The 24971-nt window shown below is 66.3% G+C and carries 19 protein-coding genes and 1 tRNA gene; 15 read left to right on the top strand and 5 right to left on the bottom strand.

From position 1 onward, the window contains the following. Positions 1 to 12: 12 nt before the first annotated feature. Both ACYVL5_RS02545 and ACYVL5_RS02540 read left to right on the top strand, forming a co-directional pair. Positions 13 to 1359, top strand: a complete 1347-nt coding sequence (locus ACYVL5_RS02545; protein ID WP_460593980.1) for an MATE family efflux transporter — start codon at positions 13 to 15, stop codon at positions 1357 to 1359. A 2-nt stretch (positions 1360 to 1361) separates the two neighbouring features. Beyond that, positions 1362 to 2621 (top strand): methyltransferase domain-containing protein, encoded by a 1260-nt coding sequence (locus ACYVL5_RS02540; protein ID WP_460593979.1) that lies wholly within the window; start codon positions 1362 to 1364, stop codon positions 2619 to 2621. A gap of 21 nt (positions 2622 to 2642) precedes the next feature. Here the strand turns inward: ACYVL5_RS02540 and ACYVL5_RS02535 are convergent, their stop codons facing one another. After that, positions 2643 to 3623, bottom strand: coding sequence for a 3-oxoacyl-ACP synthase III family protein (locus tag ACYVL5_RS02535; RefSeq protein ID WP_460593978.1), 981 nt, complete (start codon positions 3621 to 3623; stop codon positions 2643 to 2645). A 76-nt stretch (positions 3624 to 3699) separates the two neighbouring features. Continuing rightward, positions 3700 to 4011, bottom strand: a complete 312-nt coding sequence (locus ACYVL5_RS02530) for a hypothetical protein (RefSeq protein ID WP_460593977.1) — start codon at positions 4009 to 4011, stop codon at positions 3700 to 3702. Positions 4012 to 4188: 177 nt separating this feature from the next. Here ACYVL5_RS02530 and ACYVL5_RS02525 point away from each other — a divergent pair, with 177 nt between their 5' ends. Further along, positions 4189 to 4773, top strand: a complete 585-nt coding sequence (locus tag ACYVL5_RS02525) for a HEAT repeat domain-containing protein (RefSeq protein WP_460593976.1) — start codon at positions 4189 to 4191, stop codon at positions 4771 to 4773. On the opposite strand, the gene ACYVL5_RS02520 is transcribed toward ACYVL5_RS02525, so the two are convergent. Next, positions 4770 to 6086 carry an HD-GYP domain-containing protein gene (locus tag ACYVL5_RS02520; protein WP_460593975.1) on the bottom strand — a complete coding sequence of 439 codons (1317 nt, stop codon included), beginning with the start codon at positions 6084 to 6086 and terminating at the stop codon, positions 4770 to 4772. The genes ACYVL5_RS02525 and ACYVL5_RS02520 overlap by 4 nt on opposite strands. Further along, positions 6079 to 7695: a HEAT repeat domain-containing protein gene (locus ACYVL5_RS02515; protein ID WP_460593974.1), complete on the bottom strand. Its 1617-nt coding sequence runs from the start codon at positions 7693 to 7695 to the stop codon at positions 6079 to 6081. The genes ACYVL5_RS02520 and ACYVL5_RS02515 overlap by 8 nt, the downstream gene beginning before the upstream one ends. A 145-nt stretch (positions 7696 to 7840) precedes the next feature. Here ACYVL5_RS02515 and radA point away from each other — a divergent pair, with 145 nt between their 5' ends. The 9 genes from radA (at position 7841) to hgcB (ending at position 15565) form a co-directional block, all read left to right on the top strand. Then, positions 7841 to 9193, top strand: coding sequence for a DNA repair protein RadA (gene radA, locus ACYVL5_RS02510; RefSeq protein ID WP_460593973.1), 1353 nt, complete (start codon positions 7841 to 7843; stop codon positions 9191 to 9193). A gap of 96 nt (positions 9194 to 9289) precedes the next feature. Further along, positions 9290 to 9646, top strand: coding sequence for an RNA polymerase-binding protein DksA (dksA, locus tag ACYVL5_RS02505; RefSeq protein WP_460593972.1), 357 nt, complete (start codon positions 9290 to 9292; stop codon positions 9644 to 9646). Positions 9647 to 9683: 37 nt separating this feature from the next. After that, the gene (locus ACYVL5_RS02500; RefSeq protein WP_460593971.1) at positions 9684 to 11981 is read left to right on the top strand and encodes an ATP-binding protein; all 2298 of its coding nucleotides are present in this window, start codon (positions 9684 to 9686) and stop codon (positions 11979 to 11981) included. A 92-nt stretch (positions 11982 to 12073) separates the two neighbouring features. Then, positions 12074 to 12149, top strand: a tRNA-Ala gene (locus tag ACYVL5_RS02495). A gap of 96 nt (positions 12150 to 12245) precedes the next feature. Then, positions 12246 to 12584, top strand: coding sequence for an ArsR/SmtB family transcription factor (locus tag ACYVL5_RS02490; protein WP_460593970.1), 339 nt, complete (start codon positions 12246 to 12248; stop codon positions 12582 to 12584). A gap of 48 nt (positions 12585 to 12632) precedes the next feature. Further along, positions 12633 to 13052, top strand: a complete 420-nt coding sequence (locus tag ACYVL5_RS02485) for an arsenate reductase ArsC (protein ID WP_460593969.1) — start codon at positions 12633 to 12635, stop codon at positions 13050 to 13052. Continuing rightward, positions 13049 to 14128 carry an arsenic resistance protein gene (gene arsB, locus ACYVL5_RS02480; protein ID WP_460593968.1) on the top strand — a complete coding sequence of 360 codons (1080 nt, stop codon included), beginning with the start codon at positions 13049 to 13051 and terminating at the stop codon, positions 14126 to 14128. The genes ACYVL5_RS02485 and arsB overlap by 4 nt, the downstream gene beginning before the upstream one ends. Beyond that, the gene (hgcA, locus tag ACYVL5_RS02475) at positions 14125 to 15264 is read left to right on the top strand and encodes a mercury methylation corrinoid protein HgcA (RefSeq protein ID WP_460593967.1); all 1140 of its coding nucleotides are present in this window, start codon (positions 14125 to 14127) and stop codon (positions 15262 to 15264) included. Before arsB ends, hgcA begins: the two co-directional genes overlap by 4 nt. Before the next feature lie 10 nt (positions 15265 to 15274). Next, complete coding sequence (gene hgcB / locus ACYVL5_RS02470) at positions 15275 to 15565, top strand: mercury methylation ferredoxin HgcB (protein WP_460593966.1); 291 nt, start codon at positions 15275 to 15277, stop codon at positions 15563 to 15565. 97 nt (positions 15566 to 15662) lie between these two features. Here the strand turns inward: hgcB and ACYVL5_RS02465 are convergent, their stop codons facing one another. Next, entirely contained in the window at positions 15663 to 15866 is a 204-nt protein-coding gene (locus ACYVL5_RS02465; RefSeq protein WP_460593965.1) for a hypothetical protein, read from the bottom strand. A 336-nt stretch (positions 15867 to 16202) separates the two neighbouring features. On the opposite strand from ACYVL5_RS02465, the gene ACYVL5_RS02460 reads away from it, so the two are divergent. From ACYVL5_RS02460 to ACYVL5_RS02450, 3 genes are all read left to right on the top strand, one after another. Further along, positions 16203 to 21071 (top strand): chemotaxis protein CheB, encoded by a 4869-nt coding sequence (locus ACYVL5_RS02460; protein ID WP_460593964.1) that lies wholly within the window; start codon positions 16203 to 16205, stop codon positions 21069 to 21071. Beyond that, on the top strand, positions 21052 to 24024 hold the full coding sequence (locus ACYVL5_RS02455; RefSeq protein WP_460593963.1) for an ATP-binding protein: 2973 nt from the start codon (positions 21052 to 21054) through the stop codon (positions 24022 to 24024). The genes ACYVL5_RS02460 and ACYVL5_RS02455 overlap by 20 nt, the downstream gene beginning before the upstream one ends. Positions 24025 to 24091: 67 nt before the next feature. Then, positions 24092 to 24829, top strand: a complete 738-nt coding sequence (locus tag ACYVL5_RS02450; RefSeq protein ID WP_460593962.1) for an alpha/beta hydrolase — start codon at positions 24092 to 24094, stop codon at positions 24827 to 24829. Positions 24830 to 24971: the final 142 nt, after the last annotated feature.

The raw sequence follows: 24971 nt of genomic DNA, 5'->3' as shown, positions 1-24971 counted from the left end.
TAAAGGCATGTATTGTTGAGACTACGCACCATTTCCAGGACCGGGAAACGGGTATCGATCCGCCGTAACGTCGCGGCGCTTTCGATGCCCGTTCTCCTTTCATCGCTCTTCCAGCGGCTGGTCTCCATCGTCGACATCTTCATGGTCGGGGGACTGGGGGCCGCGGCCATCGCCGCCACCGGACTGGGGCAGCTCCTCATCTTCGTCACCATGACCGTTTTCTGGGGGCTCTCCACCGGCGCCACGGTGGTGATCGCCCACCTCTGGGGGGCGGGCCGCCGGCTCGATGCCCGCCGCGCGGCTTTCGCGTCGTTGCTCCTCTGCGCCCTGATGGCGACCTGCGCGACGTTGGTGGGGAGCCTCCTCGGCAAGGAGGTTGCCCGCTTCCTCGGGGCCGAAGCCCAGGTCCTCTCCTACTCTTCCGATTACATCCGGCTGGTCTTCCAGTACTTCGCCTTCACCGCCGGGCTGAACATCCTGTCCGCCATCATGCAGGGGACCGGCAACACCAAGACCCCGATGCAGGGGGTGATCCTGGTCAACATCCTGCACGTGGTGATCGCCTACCCGCTGATCTACGGCCACTTCGGCTTCCCGCGGCTCGGGGTGGTCGGCGCCGCCTGCGCCATCAACATCTCCGAGGCGTGCGGTTTCCTCTACCTCCTGGTCCAGGCCGTGCGGCTCAACTACCTCAAGATCGGCTCCCCCGACCTGGAGCTATTGAAGAAGGTCTGGAAGGTCGGCTACCCGGTGGCACTGGAACGGGTGGCCCAGCAGTCGGGACAGCTCTTCTATTCGAAATTCATCATCGGCTTCGGCACCGCCGCCTACGCCGCCCACCAGATCGGGGTCTCCATCGAATCGCTCTCCTTCATGCCGGGCGCCGGGATGGGGATCGCCGCGGCCACCCTGATGGGGCAGTCGCTGGGGGCCCGCAAGATACGCCGCGCCCACCTGGGGCACACCGAGGCGCTCAGGCTCGCCGTCTGGGTGATGGCGGTGATGGGGGTGATCTTCTTCGCCATCCCCCACCAGTTGATCGCCCTCTTCACCTCCGACCCGGCGGTCATCGAGAAGGGATCTGTCTTCCTGCGGCTGGTCGCCTTCTCCCAGGTGCCGCTTGCCATCGCCTTCGTCTACGCCGGGAGCCTTAGGGGGACCGGCGATACCCACTACGTCTTCCTGGTCACCCTGGTCGCCATGTGGGGGATCCGGGTCTTCCTCTCCTACCTGGCCGCCGTCCCGCTCCACCTCTCCCTCTACATGGTCTGGAGCGTCTTTTTGATCGACTGGTTCTTCCGGGCCGCCGCCTTCGCCTGGCGTTACCGCCGCCGCGACCTGCACGGCGTCGTGATCTGACCATGGAGCTTTGCTACCGCCCCACCCTGGACCGGGACGGGATCGAGCGCCGGCTTTCGAAGCTCCTGATCCCGGGTCCCATAGAGGATCCGGCTCTCCTTCGGCGGATTGGGCGGCTGGAGCGGGAGTTCCAGCGATTCGCCGCGTCCTTTCCGCTGCCTATGTGGGCGCCGGGGCTGGTCATCACCGGGGAAATGAGGTCGATGTGGGAGGCGTATTTTCCGGTGGAGGGGGTGGCCCAGCTCTTTGCTGCGGTGCTCAGGCGCGGGTGCCGCTTTCCCCCCCTCTTCCCGGCGACCTACCTGGCCAGCTCGCCGAGCTGGCCGGACCTTTTAGGGCGCATCACCGACGCGAACCCCATCCTCACCCTGACCCTCCCCATGAAGGGGAAGGCACCGGCGGCCGGGCTCCTCCAGGAGGGTCTGGCTCCGTCTTTTCCCCTTCCGGGAGGGGGCGAGGGGGTGGGGGAAGCCGGCTCAAGGGACCAGGGAGCCAAGACCGTAGGGTGGGGCGCCCTCTCCCCCCCGTCAGGCGCCGGACCCGCCTGGGCACGGGGTGCCCGCCCTACTGCCGACCCCGCCCCGGCACTCACGGCGCTCGTCCGGGACGAGAACTTCCGCCGGGAGCTCCTCTTCGCCCTCTTCCTCCCCCGCCACTTCGGCGGGAGCTTCGACCGCTACCCCCTGCAGAGGGCGTGGGTGACCGGCTGGCTCCGCGAGGAACGGGGACGGCTGGGGGGGAGAGTCCGGCTGCTGGACAGCGCATGCGGGAGCGGCGAGGGGAGCTACTGCCTGGCCGAAGCCGTGCTCGCCGCAGGGTACCGGCCGGAAGCCTCCCTGGTGACCGCCTCCACGCTGGAAGAGTTCGAGCTCTTCGCCGGGGCCCACGGTTTTCTGCCGCACGACCGCCAGCGGGAGCGTGAGTACCGGGCCCGGGTGGCCCCGATCATCAACCAAAGCGGGCTGGTCATGGAGTTCAGGCTCGAGGAGGTGGGGATGCTCGCCGACCGGGGAGCGTTCGACGTGGTGGTCTGCAACGGGCTACTGGGAGGGCCGCTTCTTCATGAGGAAAACGAGCTCGCTCGTGCCGTTCACGGCCTGGCCGAACGGGTCGCCCCCGGCGGAGTGCTCCTCGCGGCCGACCGCTTCCACGCGGGATGGCGTCGGCAGGTGCCTTTGGAGATGCTGAAGGGGATGCTGGTTAAGGAAGGGCTGGAACTAATGGAGGTGAAGGAAGGGATAGGCGGCAGGCGGAAGAGGTGATCCGCCCGCCGCTTGGTCGTGCTAGAACCGCATCAGGACGCCGCCCCAGGAGAGGCCGCCGCCAAAGCCCATCATGAGCACGAGCTGCCCCGGCTTGATGGTGCCGTTGCGGCGGTTTTCGTCCAGGGCGAGGCCGACCGACGCCGCCGCGGTGTTGCCGTAGCGGTCCAGGTTGAGGAGGAATTTCTCCTTGGGGATGCCGGTCTTCCTGGAGATGAAGTCGATGATCCTCACGTTGGCCTGGTGGGGGATGATGTGGTCGATCTGGTCCGGGGTGATCCCCTGCCGCTCGGAGAGCTCGGTGATGATGCGGGGGATGACGTCGGTGGCGAAGGTGAAGACGCTCTTGCCGGCCATCTTGAAGGTGTTTTCCTTGGCAGCGATGGTCTCGGCGGTGACCGGTTTGCGGGAACCGGAGGAGGGGACCTGGATGAGCTCCCACCCCTTCCCGTCGCTCTTCATCATGGAGTGGAGGATTCCCTTGCCGGAGGTCCCGGCCCCGAGGATGACCGCACCGGCGCCGTCGCCGAAGAGCGGGGAGGTCCCCTTGTCCTGGAAGTCGAGGATCTTCGAGTAGGTGTCGGCCCCGATCAGCAGGACCTTCCGGTACTTCCCGGAGCGGATCAGGTTGTCGGCGATCTCCACCCCGTAGATGAAGCTCGAGCAGACGGCGTTCATGTCGAAGGCGAAGGCGTTTTCGGCCCCGATGTTCTTCTGGACCATGCAGGCGGTGGCCGGGAGGATCATGTCCGGAGTCGAGGTGGCGACGATGATGCAGTCGATGTCGAGCGGGGTGAGCCCGGCATCTTCCAGGGCCAGCTTGGCCGCCTCGGTGGCGAGATCGGAGCAGGACTGCTCGGGCTCCACGAAGCGGCGCTCGCGGATGCCGGTGCGGGAGTGGATCCAGGCGTCGGCGTCCTCCACCAGGTATTCAAAAAAGCCGTTACCGACCACCTTGGCCGGCACGAAACCGCCGGTCCCCAATATCTCTGATTGCAGCATCCTGCCGTTCCCCTTTCCATTCCGTATACGGGTGAAGCCTCGTCGGTTATCTCACAGTAAAATAATGTTTGTCAAATTATTCGCGCGGGGTACGGGAGAAGGCCGCATCGACCACCCCGTACACCCAGAGCACCATGAAGGCTCCCAAAAGCCAGCGGGCGACCGGCGCATCGGTCTGGATGGCGGCCAGCACCTGCTGGGGGTCCATGCTCTTCCCGGTCACCACCAGTTTGCTGACGCTCCTCAAGGCGACGAAGAGGGCACCCAGGAGAAAAACGTTGTCCAAAAGGAGCATGACTCCCCCCTTCACCCGCTCTCCCCGTAAAAGCTGCCCAAGCCCCGGAAGCACCAGGGCCGAAAGCGCCACGCACTTAAGTCTGCTTACCATGTTCCTGTTTTCTCCTTGATGATTGAGTACCCTCGCCTCCGGGAGAGGGGCAGGGGTGGGGGAGCCTTCGGCAACCGAGCGCCTGAGGGAGCGAGTGGCGGGAAACCCCCTGGAAATCCAAGAGGATTCTAACTTACCACTTGTCGAACGACCTATTTTTTGCTAGTTTTCCCGACCATGGAAAATGACCGCACCAGAAGAAGGCAGGCCATCGCCCCGCTCCTCAAGGATCCCGACCCCGAGGTCCGTCTGGCCGCCTCGCGTGCGCTCGAGGCGCTGGAGGCCGCCCAGAGTCTCGACGAGGTGCTCACCACCCTCAAGCGGGGAGACCGCGGTGCCAAGGTGGGAGCCATCTTTGCCCTGGGGAAAATCGGCGGGGAGAAGGTCCTTCCGCCACTTTTGTACTGCGCGGGGCGAAACGAAGAGGACATCAGGTGCGCGGCGATCAAGGTGCTCGGTGAACTGGCGCTGCCGGGGGCGCTCCCCATCCTTTTGGAGCGGCTCGCGGACCCCTCCCAGGCGGTCTGCGCCCTGGCGATCGAGGCCCTTTCCCACTACCGGGACCCCTCGCTGGCTCCCCGGCTGGTCCCCTTTCTCTCCGCCAGGGACGGGATGCTGGACGCCGAGGCCGCGCTGGCCCTCGGCGAACTGGGGGACGCCTCCGTGGCCGAAGCCATCATCAATCTTTTGGACTCCCCCTACGAGAAGACCCGGGCGGCGGCCGCCACTGCCTTGGCGCGGCTCCCCCTTCCCCCCCGCTAGAAGTAAGCCGAAACGTCAATCCCCTTCAAAAGCGGATCCACCAGATCCACCACCGATTCCCCGGTCAGGGCCAGGTTCTTCACCAGCGGATCGGCGAGCGGCTTGCCGTCGCTGTCGATCAGGATCTTCACCACCGAGGCCCCCCGCTCCTCCCGGCTCGGGGTCATCACCACCGCGATCTCGTTGGAGTCCAGGCGCACCAGGCTCCCGGTCGGGAACTTGCCGGTCAGTTCCAGGAACCGGTCGACGATCTCCGGATCGAGCCCCGTGCCGGTCATGCTCCGGATCCTCTCCACCGCCTGCTTGGGAGCCAAAGGCGGCTGATAGGCCCTGAGGGTCGTGGTCGCGTCGTAGCAGTCGGCCACCGCGACGATGGCGCCGGCCACGCCCAGGGGAAGGGACCTCGCCCACTCCGGGTACCCGGTCCGGTCATGCCGGACGTGGTGCCCCAGCACCCCTTCGGCCACCTGCTCCGGCACCCCTTCCATCTGGCGCACGATCTCCGCCCCCAGCTCGGGGTGGCGCTGCATCTCCCGGAACTCCTCGCTGCTCAGCTTCCCCGGCTTGTTGAGGATACCCTTGTTGATGCGGGTCTTGCCGACGTCATGGAGAAAACCGGCCATCCCCGCCACCTCCACCTCCTGGGGGGAAAGCCCCATGGAGGCCGAGATCGCCATGGCAAGGACCCCGACGTTGACGCTGTGCTGGAAGGTGTAGTTGTCGTACTGCTTGATCATGGTGAGGCCGATGAGGGTGGCGGGCTCCTTGACCGCGGTGGCGGCCAGGCTCGTCACCACGGTGATCATCTTGCGGCTGTTGGGGATGCGGCCGTTGCCGATCTCGTTGAAGATCTCGGCGATGGCCCCCACCGCCTCGGCATAGGTCTGGGAGAGCGCCTCCTCTTCCCGCACCTCGATGGTGGCCACCGAGGCCGCCTTCAGCCCGTCCCTGAGCTGCTCGACCCCGCCACCCGGCTGCCCGAGGAGCTTGGCCAGTACCGTCAGGTCGTCGGCGCTGACCCCCTTCTTGATGTTGATCCCGAGGAGTTCCTTCTCCTCCAGCCGGCGGCAGAGCTCCTGGAGCGGCGGCGTCGGGGCGAAGAAGAGATGCTCCCCTACCGCCAGCACCCCGTCCACCACGGCCACCCGGATCTCCCCCTCCTCGCGGTGCAAAAGGGAGGCGAGCTGGGCCATCTCGATGAACGGCTGCCGGGAGGCCGGGTGCCCGGGCGGGTAGTATCCGCCCCCCCGGATCCCGCCGGAGAGGAGCGTGGCCAGCCGGTGGGCGTGCTGGAGCCCTTCGTCGCTACTCATCGTCCCCTCCCGAAACCCTTTCTATGGCGTCCACCGCCTCGCGGGCGGCCTCGGAGACCGGACCGCTTCTCCCGGCCAGCTCGGCCACCAGCGGCAGTGCCGCCTCGTCCCCCAGCTGGCCGAGCGCCGTCACCGCGGCCACCTTGAGCTCCTGCCAGCGCCCGAAAACCGGAAACCCCAGGGACCTCAGGATCTTCATGAGGGGCTGGGTCGCCCGGCGGTCCCCGATCCTACCGAGCGAGGCGGCGACCTCCTTCTTGACCGGCAGGCTCTTCAGCAGGAAATCGCGCCGCTCCAAAAGCCTCAGCAATAGCGGCACCGCGTGACGGCTCTTCATGAGCCCCAGGGAGAGGATCAGGTGACGGGCGATGGCCTCGTCGTCCTCGGCCTCGAGCGCCACGGTGAGCATCGACTCGGCCTGTTCGCCGCCGATCTTCATGAGGCTTCTGATCGCCTCCTTGCGGACCCGCTGGTCGGGATGGTAGAGCGCCCCCTTGAGGGCGGGAATCGAGTCGCGGTTGCGCAGCTCGCCGAGGATGGTGACCATGTTGCGGACCACGAACCATCGTTTGTCCTTGAGCATGGCGGTGACCGGCGCGACCGCGGCGGAGCCCAGCCTCACGAGGGCGGTGGCCAGTGCCTTCCTTTCGTAGACACCCTCGGCGAGGCAAAGCCTCTGGATGATCCAGTAGGCCCCTTTCACCCCCAGGGCGGAGAAGACCCGCTGCAGCCCCTCCTTGTCGGTCCACTCCCGGCTCTCGAGGTGATCGAGCAGGGTGTCGGTGGAGAGATCGGCGATCCGTTCCAGGGTGAAGAGGGCGTACTCCCTCTGGGGAAGGCTCCGGCGGTGGTCCTGGCGCTGGCGGAGGAGTTCCTGCAACACCAGCATCACGGCGACCTCGTCAGGGGTAGCCCGGAAACGCTCGACCAACTGGCGGCCGAGTTCCTGGTAGCGGCGGTCGTGGCGCTCCACCGCCATCATCCTGAGGATCTCCTGCACCCCCGGCCCCTCGTTGAGGGCCCCGAGCACCTGCTCGACCGCCGCCAAAGCGGAGATCCCTTCCCATCCCGCCGACTCCTCGCCGGGGCCGGCGGCACGTTGCTCACCCTCCTCGCCCGGGTTGCCGGCGACGCCGCGCTTGGCCCAGATGGCGGCCAGGTCCTTTTCGTTGACCCACACCGTGCGCGACCCGGCCTCCTCCAGCTGGGCGGCCACCCCGCCGGCCGCCGCCGCCTTGTACGGATCGGTGGCCAAGAGGTCGACGAAGTGCTCCAGGTCGGTGAGGGAGAGGTCATTCATGAAGGTGATGTTGGCGATGCGGCGGATGAAGCACTCATAGGCGAGCTGTTGGACGCTGGCGTTGCCGTCGACCCCCTCCCCGCCCGGGACGAACCCCTGGCGGTTGACCGTCAGCGCGAGCTCGCGCTCGGAGGTCAGCTCGAGCAGGGCCTCGTAGGCCCGCTGGAGCGGCTCGACCCGGTAGGGGTGCCCCTGCGGATAGAAGCTCGCCCCCTTGACCGCCTTGTAGAGGTCGACCAGCCCCTGGCCCAGGAGGGAGCCCTTGTCCGAAGTCACCAGCCGCAACTGTCTGTTGTCGGAACCCGTCACAAACAACCCCAGTTTTTCCCATGAGAGATGCAAGAGATCTTAACTTATGGAACGAAATGTTGTCAAACGAATACCCCCGTCCAGCCTCCCGTTGACAGCGGTTTTGACACGGCTTACTATTCACGGAATTCACCCGGGGGGAATGATGGCCAAGCAAAAAGTGAAGAGCGGCTTCGTCTGCGCGGAGTGCGGCGCGAACTATCCGAAATGGCAGGGGCATTGCGGCGCCTGCGGCGCGTGGAACAGCGTGAAGGAGGTGCGCCTGGAGCCCCCCACCCGCCGGGAGGGGTTTGCCGGGGCCAAGAGCGCGGTGACCCTGCTGGCCGAGGTGGAGCTGGAGGAGCAGCCCCGCTTCTCCAGCGGGAGCGAGGAGTTCGACCGCGTGCTGGGGGGAGGCTTCGTCCCCGGCTCGGTCATCCTGATCGGGGGGGATCCCGGCGCCGGGAAGAGCACCATCCTGCTGCAGACCATGTGCTTCGCCGCCCGGGAGCGGAGCGTCCTCTACGTCTCCGGCGAGGAGTCGCTGCAGCAGATCGCCGCCCGGGCGCGCCGGCTGCAGCTCCCGCTCGACCGGGTCAAGATGCTGGCCGAGTCGTCGGTGGAGCGGGTCCTGGAGGCGGCGTCCGCCGAGAACCCGCAGGTGGTCGTCATCGACTCCATCCAGGTCATGCAGGTGGCGGGCGTGGAGGCGGCCCCCGGCGGCGTCTCCCAGGTCCGCGAGAGCGCCGCCACCCTGACCTGCTACGCCAAGACCTCCGGCGTGGTCCTCATCATGGTAGGCCACGTCACCAAGGACCAGGCGCTCGCCGGTCCCATGACCCTTTCCCACATGGTGGACACCCAGATCATGCTCTCCTCCACCGAGGACGCCCGCTATCGCCTCATGAGGACCACCAAGAACCGCTTCGGCCCGGTCAACGAGCTCGGGGTCTTCGCCATGACCGAGCGGGGGCTGCGCGAGGTGAAGAATCCCTCCGCCATCTTCCTCTCCCGCACCGACACCGCCGCCCCCGGGAGCGTGATCAGCGTGCTGTGGGAGGGGACCCGGCCCCTCCTGGTGGAGATCCAGTCGCTGGTGGTGGACGCCCAGTACGGCTCTCCGCGGCGGCTCGGCATCGGTCTGGACGGCAACCGGATCGCCATGATCCTCGCCGTCATCACCAAGCACGGCGGCCTCGTCCTCTCCGACCAGGACGTCTTCGTGAACGTGGTGGGGGGGATCCGGGTCCCGGAGACCAGCGCCGACCTGGCGGTGGCGCTCGCCATCGTCTCCTCGCTTCGCAACAGCGTGCTTCCCCAGGAACTGCTCGTCTTCGGTGAGGTCGGGCTTTCCGGGGAGATCCGCCCGGTCTCCAACGGCGAGTCGCGGCTTCGGGAGGGGGCCAAGCACGGCTTCACCCGCGCCATCGTCCCCAAGGGGAACGCGCCGAGGAAGGAAATCCCCGGCCTCGAGATCGTGGGGGTCTCCAATCTCCTGGAGGCGCTCGATGCCATCTGAGAGATATGTCGCCGCAAGGGTGTCAATTTTTTTACTTTACTAATGATCAAAAATCCTCTTTAATATCGACTTGATTTCCGCAAAGGAAAAGGTGTCATGAATACGGAAAAACTCGAATATTTCAGAGGTATCCTGCAGGAAGAAAAGCGCATGCTCCTCGAGGAGGCAGGCAGAACCGTCTCCGAGATGACTTCCGACACCACCAACTTTCCCGATCCCACCGACCGCGCCACCCAGGAGTCGGACCGGACCTTCGAGCTCAGGATCAGGGACCGCGAGCGCAAGCTGATCAACAAGATTCAGGAGGCACTGGCCCGCATCGACAACGGCACCTTCGGGATCTGTGAGGTCTGCGAAGAGGAGATCAGCGAGGCCCGCCTCAAGGCTCGACCGGTGACCACCCTCTGCATCGACTGCAAGATGGAGCAGGAAAAGAAGGAAAGACTGCGCTAACCAAGACTTCCCGCTAGCTTCATCCTTCGGAGTTTCCATGGCTGCCCGGAAGGGACAAAACCTCCTGGAGCAAGCGCTACGGATAGCCCAGGGGACCGGCCGTTCACCACAGGCGCTGGTCTCCCTGCTGCTCCGTCTGGCGGTGCGCAGCCTCGATCTCTCCTCCGCCTCGTTGTACCTCCCCGATCATAATGCCCATGCCCTCACCAGGCGTTTGAGCACCCTCGTCCCCCCGGCCGATTTCCACTGCCAGATTCCGTTCGGTTTCGGCTGCGCCGGCCAAGCTGCCTTCTCCCTCACTGCACACAGCGCTTCCCGGCACGACCTGCACCGCGACGAACCGTCCGCCGAGGACGACTCCTTTTTCTTGTCGCTCCCCCTGCTCGACCGCCGGCGGCTCGCCGCGGTCCTCACCCTGGGAAGCCCGCTCAAGCTCGACGCCGGCCTCGCCACCCGGGTCTCGCGCGAGCTCGCCCCGGTGCTGAAGCTTTTGATTGGCGACCTCTGCGCGGCGGAGAAGGCCGATCGGCAGCAGAGAAACGCCACCCTCATCTCCTCGCTGGGCGAGCTCTTCAGCGCCCCCCACGCACCGCAGACCCTGCTCCCCCAGGCACTGAAGCTCTTCACCGGGAGCGGCTTCACCCGGTGCGCGATCGTCCGCCTGACCGACGAGGAGGGGGGGCCGACCCTTTTCCAGAGCTGCCGTGCCGAGGAGCGCCCGTCGCTTCCCGCCATGCTCCTCGCCGAGCCCACCCTCTCCGCCCGCGCGCTGGCCGCCGGCGCTACCTACTGCGACAACAGCAACTCGTGCGACCCGGCCGGCCCCGCGCTCTCGACCCCGCTCTGCTTCAGCGGACGGATCCTCGGAGCGGCCACCTTCTTCGGGAGGCCCGAGATCACCTCCGCCGAGGAGGTGGAGCTCGCCGAGACGGTCACCAGGCTCTTGAGCTGCGCCCTGGCCGAGGCGGTCTGTTCGGCCCGGCTGACCGACTTCGTCAGGGAAAACGACCAAAAGCTCAACGAGCTCTCCCTGCTGTACCGGATGAGCAACACCATGCTCTCCACGTTGAAGCTCAACAAGCTGATCCATCTCACCCTGACCGCGCTCACCTCCGGCCCCACCCCCTTCTTCGACCGCGCCATGCTCTTCCTGGTCAACCAGCGCTCGGGAATGCTGGCCGGGATGCTCGGGGTGACCAGCGAGACCTCTGCGAGCCTTCCTTTGCCGCAGGGGGGAAGCGACGATCTGCTGGCCAGCCGCTGGGACATCTCGGACGAGGAGATGGCGGCCCAGAAGGAGACCGAGTTCTGCCGGCAGGTGATGGGGAAACGGCTGGAGCTCGACGGCTCGCTCAACGTCGTCTCCCAGGCGGTCCTCGAGAAACGGCTCATCTACGTCCCGGCCGAGCTGGGAGACAAGGACCTTCTGCAGGCGCGCGGCCCCGCGCTGGCGGCCTCCCCGCTGATCGCCCACGGCGAGGTGGTGGGGGCGGTGCTGGTGGACAACGCGCTGACCAAGACCCCGATGAGCCAGGAAAAGCTCCGCTTTCTCCAGCTCTTCGCCAACCAGGCGGGGATGGCCATCGAGAACGCCATGCTCTACCGCCAGATCGAGGACGCCCACCAGCAGCTGAGCGAGGCCCAGGACAACCTCCTGCAGAAGGAGCGGCTGGCCACCATCGGCGAGATGGCGGCCGGCATCGCCCACGAGCTCAAGGGGCCGCTGGTCTCCATCGGCGGCTTCGCCGGCCGGCTCACCAAGAAGCTCCCGCAGGACTCCGCCGAGTGGGCCCACGCCGACCTGATCGTGCGCGAGGTGGTCCGCCTGGAAGGGATCCTCTCCGAGATCCTCCTCTTCTCCAAGAAGACCACCATCTGCTACACCCGCTGCAACCTCTCCGACATCGTCAGCGAGTCGCTCGCGGTGGTGGCCCCTCCCATCGAGGAAAGGGGGATCGAGGTGAGTACGAAGTTCCCGCGCCACAAGCTGGTCCTGCTCGGCGATGCCCAGCAGCTGAAGCAGGTCTTCATCAACATCCTGCTCAACGCGCTGGACGCCATGGGGGAGGGAGGCAAGCTCGGGATCTCGCTCGGCACCACCGAACTGGAAGGGAAGGAGGCCTTCTGGGTGAAGATCTCCGACACCGGCGGGGGTATCCCGCTGGAGGCGCTCAACAGCATCTTCACCCCCTTCTACACCACCAAGGAGCGGGGGACCGGGCTGGGGCTCCCGATCGCCAACCGGATCATCACCAACCACGGCGGCAAGATCCACATCCACAATAACCCCGGGGTCGGCGTCGAGTTCCGGGTGGTCCTCCCCAAGCACTGGTAATTTTTTTCTCTTTGAAAAGCGGACCTCTTGCGGTATAAAGAATTCGTATTTTGGCTCCCTCTAATCAAGTTTCGCCATTCACCAATCAATCCGGGGGTGTAGCTCAGCGGGGAGAGCGATGCGTTCGCAACGCATAGGTCGAGGGTTCGAGCCCCTTCATCTCCACCAATAACTAAGGGGTTAGCCGAAGCGGCTAACCCTTTTTTTTGTTCCCACCCGTCGCCCACCTTGACTAAATCCACAAAAGCGGATATAGTTGGCGGCATGCGCGCGATCTTGCCTGTCTATAAAGCTCTGGCCGACGAAACCCGGCTCCGCATCCTGGCGCTGCTGCTCGGGGAGGGGGAGCTCTGCGTCTGCGACATCATCGCCGCGCTCAAACAGCCCCAGTCCACCATCTCCCGGCACCTCGCCATCCTCAGGAAGGCCGGCTGGGTCAACGACCGCCGCCGCGGCCTCTGGATCTACTACTCGATCCGGGAGAACGACTCCCCCCAGAAGGAAATGATCCCCCTTCTGAAACAGCAGCTGATCGCCACCAAGACCTCGCTCGCCGACCGCGAGGTGCTGGCGAGCTTTGGCTGCGGAAACGACTGCGCCTAAAAAAAATTTACCCCGCAATATCCGTTTTCACGGATATAGGAGCCCACGATGGCGAAAACGAAGGTCCTCTTTCTCTGCACCCACAATTCCTGCCGCTCCCAGATGGCCGAGGGGCTCGCCAACCACTACCTGGGCGACCGGGTGGAGGCTTTCTCGGCCGGCACCGAGGCGACCCGGGTCAATCCCCTGGCAGTGAAGGTACTGGCGGAGCTCGGTATCGACATCTCCAGCCAGCGCTCCAAGACGCTCGACGAGTTCGCCGGTGAGAGCCTCGACCATGCCGTCACCCTGTGCGGGGACGCCAACGACAAATGCCCCCTCTTCATCGGTGGCGCCCGGCGCGTCCACCGGGGATTCGACGACCCCTCCCGCCTGCCCGGAACCGAAGAGGAGGTAATCCCCGAGTTCAGGCGGGTACGGGACGAGATCAAGGGGTGGATCATCGACTACTTTGGAGGGACCCCGTGAGCGAGCACCTTTCCCGTAAACTCTCTTTCCTGGACCGCTGGCTGACCCTCTGGATCTTCGCCGCCATGGCCGCGGGGGTTGCCCTGGGCTGCCTGGTTCCCGGCGTGGAGTCCTTCGTGAACCGTTTCCAGGTCGGCACCACCAACATCCCGATCGCCTGCGGCCTTATCCTCATGATGTACCCCCCCTTCGCCAAGGTCCGCTACGAGGAGATGCCCGAGGTCTTCCGCAACAAGAAGGTGCTGGGGCTGTCGCTGGTCCAGAACTGGGTCATCGGTCCGCTGCTCATGTTCATCCTCGCGGTGATCTTCCTGCCCGACCGGCCGGAGTACATGGTGGGGCTCATCATGATCGGCCTCGCCCGCTGTATCGCCATGGTGGTGGTCTGGAACGAACTCGCCAAGGGGAACACCGAGTACGCGGCGGGGCTGGTCGCCTTCAACAGTATCTTCCAGGTCCTCTTCTACAGCGTGTACGCCTGGTTCTTCATCACCGTCCTCCCTCCCCTGCTCGGCCTCAAGGGGATGGTGGTGGATGTCAGCATCCGCCAGATCGCCCAGAGCGTTTTCATCTACCTGGGGATCCCCTGCATCGCCGGTGCGCTTACCAGGCTCCTCGGCGTGAAGCTCATGGGGAAGGAGCGCTACCACCGGGAGTTCGTTCCCCGGGTAGGGCCGATCACCCTGATCGCCCTCCTCTTCACCATCGTCGTGATGTTCAGCCTCAAGGGGCAGCTGATCGTGCAGCTCCCCCTGGACGTCGTGCGGATCGCCCTCCCGATGCTCGTCTACTTCATCGTCATGTTCCTGATCTCCTTCTGGATGGGGCGGCGGCTGGGCGCCGACTACAGCAAGACGACCACCCTCGCCTTCACCGCCGCAAGCAACAACTTCGAGCTCGCCATCGCCGTCGCGGTGGCGGTCTTCGGTCTCAACTCCGGCGCGGCCTTCGCGGCGGTCATCGGCCCCCTGGTGGAGGTCCCGGTGATGATCGCCCTGGTCAACGTCGCATTTTGGTTCCAGAAACGTATGTTCGCAGAGGGGGATCCCTCCCTCTCCCGGGAGGTTCCACGATGAAGATCCACTCCATAAGAAAGATCGAGCAGTCCGGTGCCCCCCGCACCACCTGCGCCCCGACGCCGGGTGACGGCACCGACAAGCCCCCCTGCTGAGGCCCTCCCACCTCCGCCGGCGGCGGAAGCATCGATGAAAAGGTGCCGGGGTTCGTGGAGTGGACCCAAAGCGGGGCCGGCCGGGTCCCCAGGATCGCGACCACCCTCACCATGAAGGACCACCTGGGAGCCTGCAAGGCGCGCTGGGGGATCGACCGCATGAACTACATGGTCCCCCCCGGCCTCTACGCCATCGGGACCCCGACCCCCGACGATCCCGTGCTGGTGACGGCCAACTACAAGATGAGCTTCGACGAGGTGCGCCGGAACCTTCCCGGGCGCAACGTCTGGCTCCTCGTGCTGGAGACCTTCGGGATCAACGTCTGGTGTGCGGCCGGGAAGGGAACCTTCGGCACCGACGAGCTGGTGAGGCGTATCAGGCTCTCGGGCCTCGGCCGGGTGGTCAATCACCGCCAGCTGATCCTGCCGATCCTGGGGGCACCCGGGGTGGCCGCCCACGAGGTGGCGAAGCAGACCGGCTTCTCGGTCCGCTACGCCGCCATCAGGGCCGAAGACCTTCCCGAATACCTGGACCACGGGATGAGGAGCACCGAGGCGATGCGGGAGCTGACCTTCACCTTCTACGAGCGCCTCGTGCTGGTGCCGGTCGAGCTGGTGATGGCCGCCCGGCAGACGGCGGTCATCATGGCGGTTTTGGGAGGGGTCTTCGCCCTGGCGGGAGGATGGCGGGCGGGGCTTGTCGCCATGGCCGCCTACCTGGGAGCCGTGCTGGCCGGCGTCGCGGTCGCCCCGGCCCTGCTCCCCTGGCTCCCCGGAAGGAGCTTCTCGGTAAAGGGTACCGTCGTCGGGATACTCTGGGTGGTCGCCCTCACCCTGCTGGCGCATCCCTCCCCCCTGGTGACGGCGGCGCTCCTGATCGGGCTCCCCCCGGTCAGCGCGTTCTACGCCCTCAACTTTACCGGATGCACCACCTTCACCTCCCGCTCGGGGGTGAAAAAAGAGATGCGGATCGGGCTGCCGGCCATGGGCGCCGCCGTCGCGGCCAGCCTGGTGATACTGGCGGTAAGCCGCCTGCTTTAAGGAGACAGTCATGAAAGGTTTCGCTTACCTGAAGGACGTGGCGACGCTGGAGTTGAACCGGGAAAAGTGCGTGGGATGCGGGAGGTGCCTCGAGGTCTGCCCCCACCAGGTCTTCTCCCTTGCCGGCCGGACCGCCGCGATCGAAAAGAAGGATGCCTGCATGGAGTGCGGGGCCTGCGCGAAGAACTGCCCGGTGGAGGCGATAGCGGTCGATGCCGGGGTCGGGTGCGCCTCGGGGATGATCAACGAATGGTTGCGGGAGCACAACATCCGGGGGTGGAGCGGGGAGTGCTGCTCGTGACGAGGCCTGGTGGTCGGCGGGCAGCAGGCCTCCCACCCCCAGGTGCCTTGTCCATGGTGGGGAGGGGGCTCCCCACCCTGCCACTTCATCGCGGCCGTCAGTTCAGGGTGATCACCCGCGCTTTCTTCTTCAGCAAGGTCTGTTCTTCCTCGCTCAACTTCAGGCTGAAGAGCGCGATCCCCTCACGCATCGCCCTCCAATCCTGGTACAGGCAACAGAATCCCTCCTTGTTCACGCAGATCATGGCCTCGTTGCCGAGGGATCTCTTCGCGTCCAGTACCATCTTAACCGTGACCGTCATAGATGCTCCTGAAGTTGGCAGAAGGGTTCCGATATGCACATGACACGTTATTAGGCAGAAGACGTGCCAACTTCTCTTTTTTCCAAAACCTCCTTTGCTATCAACAACCTGAAAGGGAGCGCCGTCCTTATGTTCACCCGAAGGGGTGCAATAAATGGATCAGCGAGATCCGATTTGCGCAGGGTCGTTACCGTACGAAAGGACTAAAAGACTCTTTTACTCCTGCGGTTTTTTCTGCCGCCGTAAGGCAATTTCCTTGATTTGTTGGTATTTAATCCTATAATCCCCGCTGTTCCCGCTTTGGACATACCTTCCCTGCCACCACCCGGAGCCTCGATGACTTCCGATCAGCACCTTTCCCCTCAAGCGTGCGGTCCGGCCACCGCAGAACGCCCCGACCCGCCCCCTTGTCTCGTGGTTGCCATCGGCGCCTCCGAAGGAGGTTTGCCGGCCCTTGAGCAGTTCTTCGCCGCCATCCCCGACAATTGCCAACTCTCCTACGTGGTGATCATGCACATCCCGCCGGACGGCCCGTCCTTCCTGGCGGAGACGCTCGGCCGGCTCACCGCCATGGCGGTAGTGACCGCCGAGAACAACATGGCGCTCGAGGCCGACACCGTCTACGTCATTCCCGCCGGAAGGTATCTCTCGGTCTCCAACGGGCTTCTTTGCCTGGAGGCTCCCGAGGGGACCCGCGAGGTGCGCCACCCCGTCGACCGCTTCTTCGAGTCGATGGCCGCCGATCTCGGGGAGCGGGCGGTCGCCGTGGTGCTCTCCGGCTCCGGCCTCGACGGCGGGAGCGGCGCGCGGGCGGTCAAGGAGAGAGGCGGGGTGGTGCTGGTCCAGGATCCCTCCTCCGCGATCAAGCCCTCCATGCCCCAAAACGCCATCACCTCGGGGAGTGCGGAGTTCGTGCTTCCCGCCGAAGAGCTGCCGGTACGGATCGCCGACCTCGCCCGCGGCGCCTGCCCGCTCCCCTCCCAGGCCTGCCACACCACCACCCTCGAAGACGAACTCCAGGCGGTCTTCCGCATCGTCCGCGCCAAGACCGGCCACGACTTCAGCTCCTACAAGAGAAACACCGTCACCCGCCGGATCGAGCGCCGGATGGCCATCAACGAGGTCGCCACCGTCAAGAAGTACCTCGATCTGCTCGAGAACAACCAAGGCGAGGCCGAGGCGCTGGGGCAGGAGATCCTGATCGGGGTGACCCGGTTTTTCCGCGACGAGGAGGCCTTCGCTGTCTTGGGCAAGGAGGTCATCCCGCGGCTCTTCGCGGGGCGGGACCCCGAGGACCCGGTCCGCATCTGGCACGCCTGCTGCGCGACCGGCGAGGAGGTCTACTCCGCCGCCATGCTGATCCGCGAGTACCTGGACGAGCAAAGGCTCGACGCCAAGGTGCAGTTTTTCGCCACCGACCTCGACGAGACCGCCATCAGCGTCGCCAGGGCCGGCGTCTACGACCGGGACGTCGCGGGCGAGGTGGGACAGGAGCGGATCGACCGCTTCTTCACGAGGATCAACGGCCGCTGGCAGGTCTCCAAGCGTCTCAGGGAGATGATCGTCTTCGCCCACCACAGCCTCATCAAGGATGCCCCCTTCTCCCGCATCGACCTCCTGGTCTGCCGGAACTTCCTCATCTACCTCAACCCCGACATGCAGAAGCGCCTCATATCGCTTTTCCACCTCGTGCTGAAGCCTGGGGGGATCCTCTTTCTGGGGGCCTCGGAGACGGTGGGGACCGGTTCCGACCTCTTCTTCCCCCTCGACAAGAAGTGGAAGCTCTACGAGCGCCGGGAAAGCGGCCGCCGCGACGAACAGGCCTTTCCGCTCACCTCCGCGGTCCGCCGGGTGGCGGGAGTTGCCAAGACGGGGAGGGGTGCCCGGGCCCCGCTGCCGGCGACCGGGGAAATGGCCGACCGGCTGCTGGCCGAGCTTTACGCCCCCCCAACCGTAGTGGTGAACAGCCGGTACGAGGTGGTGCACATCTGCGCCGGCGCCAACCGCTTCCTCGACCTTCCGGTCGGCGGCGCCACGCTGGAGCTTCTCAAGCTCGCCCGCGAGGAGCTGCGCCCCGCCCTGCGTGCGGCCATGTTCAAGAGCTTCAGCGAGAAGGCTCCGGTGGCCTTCCGCGGCCTCAGGATGGCCACCGGCGGTGAGGAAGCCGCGGTCAACGTGCTGGTGAAGCCGTTCTCGACCCCCCTCGGCGAAGAGCTCGCGCTCGTGGTGGTCGAGACGGCCCACCCCGCCGCCCCGGTCGAGGCCGGGGGGGAAGCGCGCAGGCACCCGGAAGACGAGGCGTCCAGGGATCAACTGATCAGGCAGCTCGAGGAGCAGCTCCGCGTCACCCATGAGCAGTTGCAGGCCACCACCGAACAGCTGGAGACCTCGCGGGACGGCTTCATGTCGGCCAACGAGGAGCTCATGTCCATCAACGAGGAGTTCCAGTCGGCCAACGAGGAGCTCCATTCCACCAACGAGGAGCTGGAAACCTCGCGGGAGGAGCTGCAGGCCCTCAACGAGGAGCTGGTCACCGTCAACGCCGAGCTGCAGGGGAAGGTGGAGGAGCTCGACCAGACCAACTCCGACATGGAGAACCTCCTCGCCAGCTCCGCAATCGCCACCCTCTTCCTCGACCGCGAGCTCAACATCAAGCGCTTCACCCAGGCCGCCGCCGAGATCTTCAACCTCATCCCCGCCGACATCGGCCGCCCCTTCCGGCACCTGGCCGGCACCATCGACTGGTCCGGGCTCCCCGCCGACGCGGCCGCCGTGCTGGAGAGCGCGACCTCCATCGAGCGCGAGGTGGCCGCGGTGGCCACCCGGCGCTCCTACCTGATGGGGGTCCTTCCCTACCGGAGCGCCGGCGGCGGGATCGACGGCATCGTGGTCACCCTGGTCGACATCACCGACCACAAGCGCCTGGAGGAGGAGACCGTTCACCTCGCCTCCTTCCCCGAGCTCAACCCGAACCCGGTGCTGGAGGCCGACCTTTCCGGCCAGGTCACCTTTGCCAACCCCGCCACCATCCGCATCCTGGAGACGCTCGGGATGGGGGACGCTTTCGCCCCCTTCGTGCCGGAGGACCTCGCCGCCATCGTGGAACGCTGGGACCGGGTGGGAGACGCCGTCCATTATCGCGAGGTGACCCTCAGGGAACGGGTATTCGGGGAGACCATCTTCCTTTCGCGTCGGTTCAACCTGGCCCGCATCTACGCCTTCGAGCTCACCGACCTCAAGCGGACCGAGGAGGCCATCCGGCGCGGCAAGGAGCAATGGGAGCGGACCTTCGACAGCGTTCCCGACCTGATCGCCATCATGGACGGCCGGCACCGCATCGTGCGGGCCAACCGCGCCATGGCGGAGCGGCTCGGGGTCTCCCCCAGGGAGTGCATCGGCCAGGTCTGCTACCACTCCGTGCACGGCACCGAGCACCCGCCGGGCAACTGCCCGCACGCGCTGTCGTTGGTGGACGGACGTGAGCACCAGGCCGAGATCTACGAGGAGCGCCTGGGGGGATACTTCCTGGTCTCCACCACCCCGCTTTTCAACGAAGAGGGGGTGATGACCGGGACCGTCCACGTCGCCCGCGACATCACCGAGCGCAAGAGGACCGAGGAGGCCCACGCCCGGCTGGCCGCCATCGTCGCCTCCTCCGATGACGCCATCATTGCCAAGGACCTCGACGGCACCATCCTGACCTGGAACGACGGCGCCGAGAGGATGTTCGGCTACCGGGCCGGCGAGATGGTCGGCCGGCCGATCTCCCTGCTGATCCCCCCCGATCTCCAGGCGGAGGAAGAGGATATCCTGAAGCGGCTATTGGCGGGCGAGGCGGTCGACCATTTCGAGTCACGGCGGCTCACCCGGGACGGGCGGGCGATCGACGTGTCGCTCACCGTCTCCCCGGTGAGAAACGCCGAGGGGAGGGTGATCGGGATCTCCAAGATCGCCCGCGACATAACCGGCCGCAGGCGCGACGAGGAGAAGATCCGCCAGCAGAGCGCGGTGGTGCAGGGGATCAACGAGATCTTCGAGGCCGCCCTGGCTTCGCTGTCGGAGGAGCGTCTGGGTGAGACCTGCCTGGCGGTGGCCGAAAAGATCACCGGCAGCCGTATCGGTTTCATCGGGGAGATCGGCGCCGACGGCCTGTTGCACGACATCGCCATCAGCAACCCCGGCTGGGAAGCGTGCCGCATGCCCGGCCGCAACGGGGTCCCCCGCCCCCCCGGCAACTTCCCGGTCCACGGCATCTACGGGCGGGTGCTCAAAGACGGCAAGGCCTTCTTCACCAACCGGCCCGATGAGCACCCCGACCGCATCGGCCTCCCTCCCGGGCACCCTCCGCTGGAGGCCTTCCTCGGGGTCCCGCTGATCAACGACGGAGCGGTGACCGGCATGATAGCCGTCGGCAACCGTCCCGGGGGATACCGGCAGGAGGAGCTCGACCTCCTCGCCTCGATCGCCCCCGCCGTGATGGAGGCCTTCCTCCGGAAGCGGGCCGAACAGGCGACGCAGGAGCTGCTCGACCGCCAGCAAAAGCTCCTGGAGGCCTCGCTGCGGATCTCCAACCAGGCCGAGCTGCAGGGGACCCTCGACGCCATCGCCCAAGCCGCCCTCTCCCTCACCGGGGGGCGCCACGCGGTGGCCGGGCACGGCTACCTCGCGGGGAGCTTCTCCACCGGCGGAACGGCACGGGCCGAAGATGCCGAGAGCTGTCCGTCGTGGGACCTTTTCGCGGTGGAGAGAGGGGGGGTCTATCTCGATCTGCTCGAAAAGGTCGAGACGCTGCGGCTGAACGACGCCGAGATGCGGGCCCACCCCGCCTGGTGGGGGCTTCCGGACGGCCATGTCCCGGTGCGCGGCCTGCTGGCGGCCAGGCTCACCGACACCGCCGGGGCGCCCAGGGGGGTCATCCTGATCACCGACAAGTCCAACGGCGGCGACTTCACCGGGGACGACGAAGCGACCCTCAAGCAGCTCTCGGTCATCGGGTCGCTCGCCATCGAGCACTGCGAGGCCGCCGGCGAGGTGCTCGAGCGGGTCCACGAGCTGGAGCGCTTCAACGCCGCCTCGGTCGGCCGCGAGCTCCGCGTCATCCAGATCAAGAAGGAAGTGAACGAACTCTGTGCACAGGCCGGCCTTCCCCCCCGCTACACGCAAGGTCTGGACGAGGAGGTGAGCATTGAACCTGACCGCCCGTGACGATCACCCGAAGTCCCCCAAGGGGAGCCCGGTGACACCGCCGGTGGGGTACCTGCTGGCCGTGGCGGCCACTATGCTCTCGGCCCTGGTCCGCTGGCTCCTCCCCTGGGCCCTTTCTCCCGCCCCCTATCTCGGCTTCTACCCGGCGGTGGTCATCTCCGCCGCCCTGGGAGGGGTCGGCCCCGGCCTCTTCTCGACCTTCGCGTCGCTGCTGCTGGTCAATTTCGTCTTCGGCCGCTTCGACATCCACGACTCCGGCTCGATGATGAGGCAATTCATCTGGGTGGTCGCCAGCATCGGGGTGAGCCTGCTGGCCGGCATGCAGCGAGCCGCCCGCCTGCGGGAGCTGCGCCAGCGGGAACAGCTCTCCGCCGTCAACGCGGAGCTCTCCTGGAGCGTGGAGCGGCTGGGATTGGCCCTGGACGCCGCCAACGCCGGTTCCTGGGAATGGGACCTGCAAAACGGGACGAACGTCTGGTCCGACGAGGTTTGGAAGCTCTACGGGCTCGAGCCCCACAGCGTCGTCCCCTCCTTCGAGGAGTGGCTTAAAACGGTGCACCGCGAGGACCGGGAGGCGCTCTCGCAGGAGGTGAAGGCGACCGCGAAGGAGCGCCGCGAGCTTTGCGCGGAATGGCGGGTCAACGGGCTGGACGGCGCGGTGCACTGGCTTTTGGCCGTCGGCCGCCCCTTCTGCGACCCGGACGGGGAGGCCATCCGTTACCTGGGGATCGTGATCGACATCACCCGGCGCAAAGAAGCCGAGATCGCCCTGGGCAAGACCAAGGACCGCCTCCGGGCGCTGATCACGGCGAGCTCGGAGGTGATCTACAGCATGAGCCCGGACTGGGGCGAGATGCGGCAGCTCATCGGGCAGAATTTCCTCCCCGACACCGATGCCCCCGACCGCGACTGGCTCGGGAAGTACATCCCCCCTTCCGACCAGCCGCAGGTCCTTGCAGCCATCGACGAGGCCATCGCGAACAGGAGCATCTTCCAGCTGGAACACCGGGTCGTGAGGGTGGACGGCACGCTCGGGTGGACCTTTTCGCGGGCGGTGCCGCTTTACGACGCCGAGGGGGAGATCGTCGAATGGTTCGGGAGCGCCCGCGACGTCACCGAGCGCAAGCAGGCGATGGAGAGGCTGGCCGAACGGAGCGCCCAGCTGGAGGCGGCCAACGCGAGCATGCGCCAGTCCAGAAGCGCCGCGCTCAGCATGATGGAGGATGCCGTCCTCGCCCAGCGCAGGGCCGAGGAGCTCGGCCGGGAGCAGGCGCGGACCGCCGCCCGGCTGAACCTCTTGGCCGAGGTGGCCGGCAACCTCCTGGCGAGCGCCTCCCCCCAGGAAATCGTCGAGGAGCTCTGCACGAAGGTCATGGCCTTCCTCGACTGCCACGTCTTCTTCAATTTCCTGGTCGACCAGCAGACCGACTGCCTCCGCCTGAACGCCTGCGCCGGGATACCCGCGGAGGAGCGGGCCAAGATCGAGTGGCTCGACTACGGGGTGGCGGTCTGCGGCTGCGCCGCGCGCGACGCCTGCCGCATCGTCGCCGAGGACATCCCCAACGTCCCCGACCCGCGCACCGAGCTCGTCAAGTCCTACGGGGTGCAGGCCTACGCCTGCCATCCCCTGATCGCCCACGGAGAGCTCCTCGGGACCCTTTCCTTCGGCACCCGCAGCCGTACCCACTTCTCCAACGAGGACCTGGCGCTCATGAAGGCGGTCACCGACCAGGTCGCCATCGCCATGGAGCGCAAGCAGGGGGAGAGCGATCTTCTCAAGGCGAAGGAGCTGGCGGACTCGGCCACCCGCGCCAAGAGCCAGTTCCTCGCCAACATGAGCCACGAGCTCAGGACGCCGATGACCGGGGTGATCGGGATGCTCGACCTCGTGCTGATGGACGAACTGACCGCCGAGCAGCGGGAATGCATCGTCACCGCCCACCGGGCGGCCCACTCCCTGGTGCGCATCCTCAACGACATCCTCGACATGACCAAGATCGAGGCCGGAAAGCTGGTCATCGAGGAGCGCCCCTTTTCCCTGCGCAGCTGCGTGAAGGACACCTTCGACGTCCTCCTGCCGGCGGCCCGCGGCAAGGGGCTCCACCTCGAGACGCGGGTGGCCGAAGACCTGCCGGACGACCTCTCCGGCGACCATACCAGGATCAGCCAGGTGCTGACCAACCTGGCCGGCAACGCCGTGAAATTCACCGAAAAGGGGAAGGTGACCATCGAGGTCGGCGGCGGGGAAGGGAGCGGCGCCGGGAGGCGGCTCGTCACCTTCACCGTGACCGACACCGGCATCGGCATCCCCGACGACAAGAGAAGCCTCCTCTTCCGCGAATTCAGCCAGCTCGACGAATCGCACAGCCGCCGTCACGGCGGCACCGGGCTCGGCCTGGCCATCAGCAAGGAGATCGTGGAACGGATGGGGGGAAGCATCACCCTCGCCAGCGAACCGGGAAAAGGGAGCAGCTTCACCTTCTCCGTCCCGCTCGGTCAGGCGGCCGGGAAACCGACCGCCGCGGATCCGGTAGCCGCCCCGGCCGTCTCCCTGGCCGCCGAGGCCGCCGCACCGGTCCGGCTTCTCCTCGCCGAGGACGATCCCATCATCAGCAAGACGCTTTTGAGGATGCTCACCATCTACCAGTACCAGGTGGACCTGGCGGAAAACGGGCGGCAGGCGGTGGACAGGTGGGAGGCGACCGAATACGACCTCATCCTGATGGACGTGCAGATGCCCGGCCTCAACGGCTTCGAGGCGACCGGCCTGATTCGCCAAAAGGAGGCGGAGCGAGGCGGACGCATCCCGATCATCGCCATGACGGCACACGCGCTGAAGGAGGACCATGAGCGCTGCCTGGCCGCCGGGATGGATGCCCACATCGCCAAGCCGATCGATTTCAAGGCCACCCTGCAGATGATCAAGGAGATGGTGCGGCCACGGGTACCCTGATGGTGCCCCCTTGAGAGCCTTCCCTGCCGGCCCTGCGCCGCCATCTCCGCGAATCCGGGAGCTCCGCATGATGCGGTTACTGATTATCGTCGCCTTCGCCATCGTCCTCTTCCTCGTCGGTTGCGCCTTCTTCCAGCGAAAGCTCCTCTACTACCCGACCCACCACGACCGCGGGGAGGGGTTGACCCTCTGGAGCCACCAGGGGAAGGTGATCGGGTACGGCCGGGAGGTGGCGGCACCGCGCAACGTCTGGCTGATGCTGCACGGCAACGCCGGAGAGGCCGGCGACCGGCAGTACGCCCTGGACTCCTTCTCCAGGGACGATTCCGTGTATATCCTCGAGTATCCCGGGTACGGCGGCCGGCCGGGGGCTCCCTCCATCTCCTCCATCAACCGGGCGGCCGCGGAAGGGTACCGGCTGCTCCGCTCGAAGTTCCCGGCCACCCCCGTCTGCGTGGCGGGCGAATCGCTGGGGACCGGTCCGGCCTCGACGCTGGCGACGCTCCCCCATCCCCCGGACAAGATCGTCCTCATCACCCCCTTCGACCAGCTCGCCCACGTCGCGGCCTACCACTTCCCCTACCTCCCCGCCCGGCTGCTGTTGCTCGACAACTGGAACAACGTGAAGGCGCTGGAGAAGTTTTCCGGCAGGGTCGAGATCTTCGCCGCCCGCGACGACTCGGTCATCCCCCCGCGCTTTGCCCGGGCGCTGGCCGCCGCACATCCCTCCATCGTATTCCACGAGATCCCCGGCGACCACAACGACTGGTCGCTCGGCTCCAAGGTCCGCATCAGGAACCCCTGAACGAAGGAGGGCCCCGCCATCGAGATCGCCAGATCACCGAGGCGGGAACGGAGAGGCTGGAGGAATGGAAAAGGGACATCGAGGCACGGGTCGCCAACCTCAACTACTTCCTGGAAGGCTACCGCAGGTTGAAGGGATAGGC

The organism is Geomonas sp. Red276, from assembly GCF_054784495.1.
The sequence above is the reverse complement of the archived record's forward strand: the minus strand, read 5'-3'. Positions and strand labels throughout refer to the sequence as shown.

Coding starts and splice junctions, on each gene's coding strand:
- ACYVL5_RS02520 (WP_460593975.1), bottom strand. CDS start 6,086: ATGAGTAGCGACGAAGGGCTCCAGCACGCCCACCGGCTGGCCACGCTC.
- ACYVL5_RS02525 (WP_460593976.1), top strand. CDS start 4,189: ATGGAAAATGACCGCACCAGAAGAAGGCAGGCCATCGCCCCGCTCCTC.
- dksA (WP_460593972.1), top strand. CDS start 9,290: ATGAATACGGAAAAACTCGAATATTTCAGAGGTATCCTGCAGGAAGAA.
- ACYVL5_RS02485 (WP_460593969.1), top strand. CDS start 12,633: ATGGCGAAAACGAAGGTCCTCTTTCTCTGCACCCACAATTCCTGCCGC.
- ACYVL5_RS02465 (WP_460593965.1), bottom strand. CDS start 15,866: ATGACGGTCACGGTTAAGATGGTACTGGACGCGAAGAGATCCCTCGGC.
- ACYVL5_RS02535 (WP_460593978.1), bottom strand. CDS start 3,623: ATGCTGCAATCAGAGATATTGGGGACCGGCGGTTTCGTGCCGGCCAAG.
- ACYVL5_RS02500 (WP_460593971.1), top strand. CDS start 9,684: ATGGCTGCCCGGAAGGGACAAAACCTCCTGGAGCAAGCGCTACGGATA.
- hgcB (WP_460593966.1), top strand. CDS start 15,275: ATGAAAGGTTTCGCTTACCTGAAGGACGTGGCGACGCTGGAGTTGAAC.
- radA (WP_460593973.1), top strand. CDS start 7,841: ATGGCCAAGCAAAAAGTGAAGAGCGGCTTCGTCTGCGCGGAGTGCGGC.
- ACYVL5_RS02540 (WP_460593979.1), top strand. CDS start 1,362: ATGGAGCTTTGCTACCGCCCCACCCTGGACCGGGACGGGATCGAGCGC.
- ACYVL5_RS02530 (WP_460593977.1), bottom strand. CDS start 4,011: ATGGTAAGCAGACTTAAGTGCGTGGCGCTTTCGGCCCTGGTGCTTCCG.
- ACYVL5_RS02450 (WP_460593962.1), top strand. CDS start 24,092: ATGATGCGGTTACTGATTATCGTCGCCTTCGCCATCGTCCTCTTCCTC.
- ACYVL5_RS02460 (WP_460593964.1), top strand. CDS start 16,203: ATGACTTCCGATCAGCACCTTTCCCCTCAAGCGTGCGGTCCGGCCACC.
- ACYVL5_RS02490 (WP_460593970.1), top strand. CDS start 12,246: ATGCGCGCGATCTTGCCTGTCTATAAAGCTCTGGCCGACGAAACCCGG.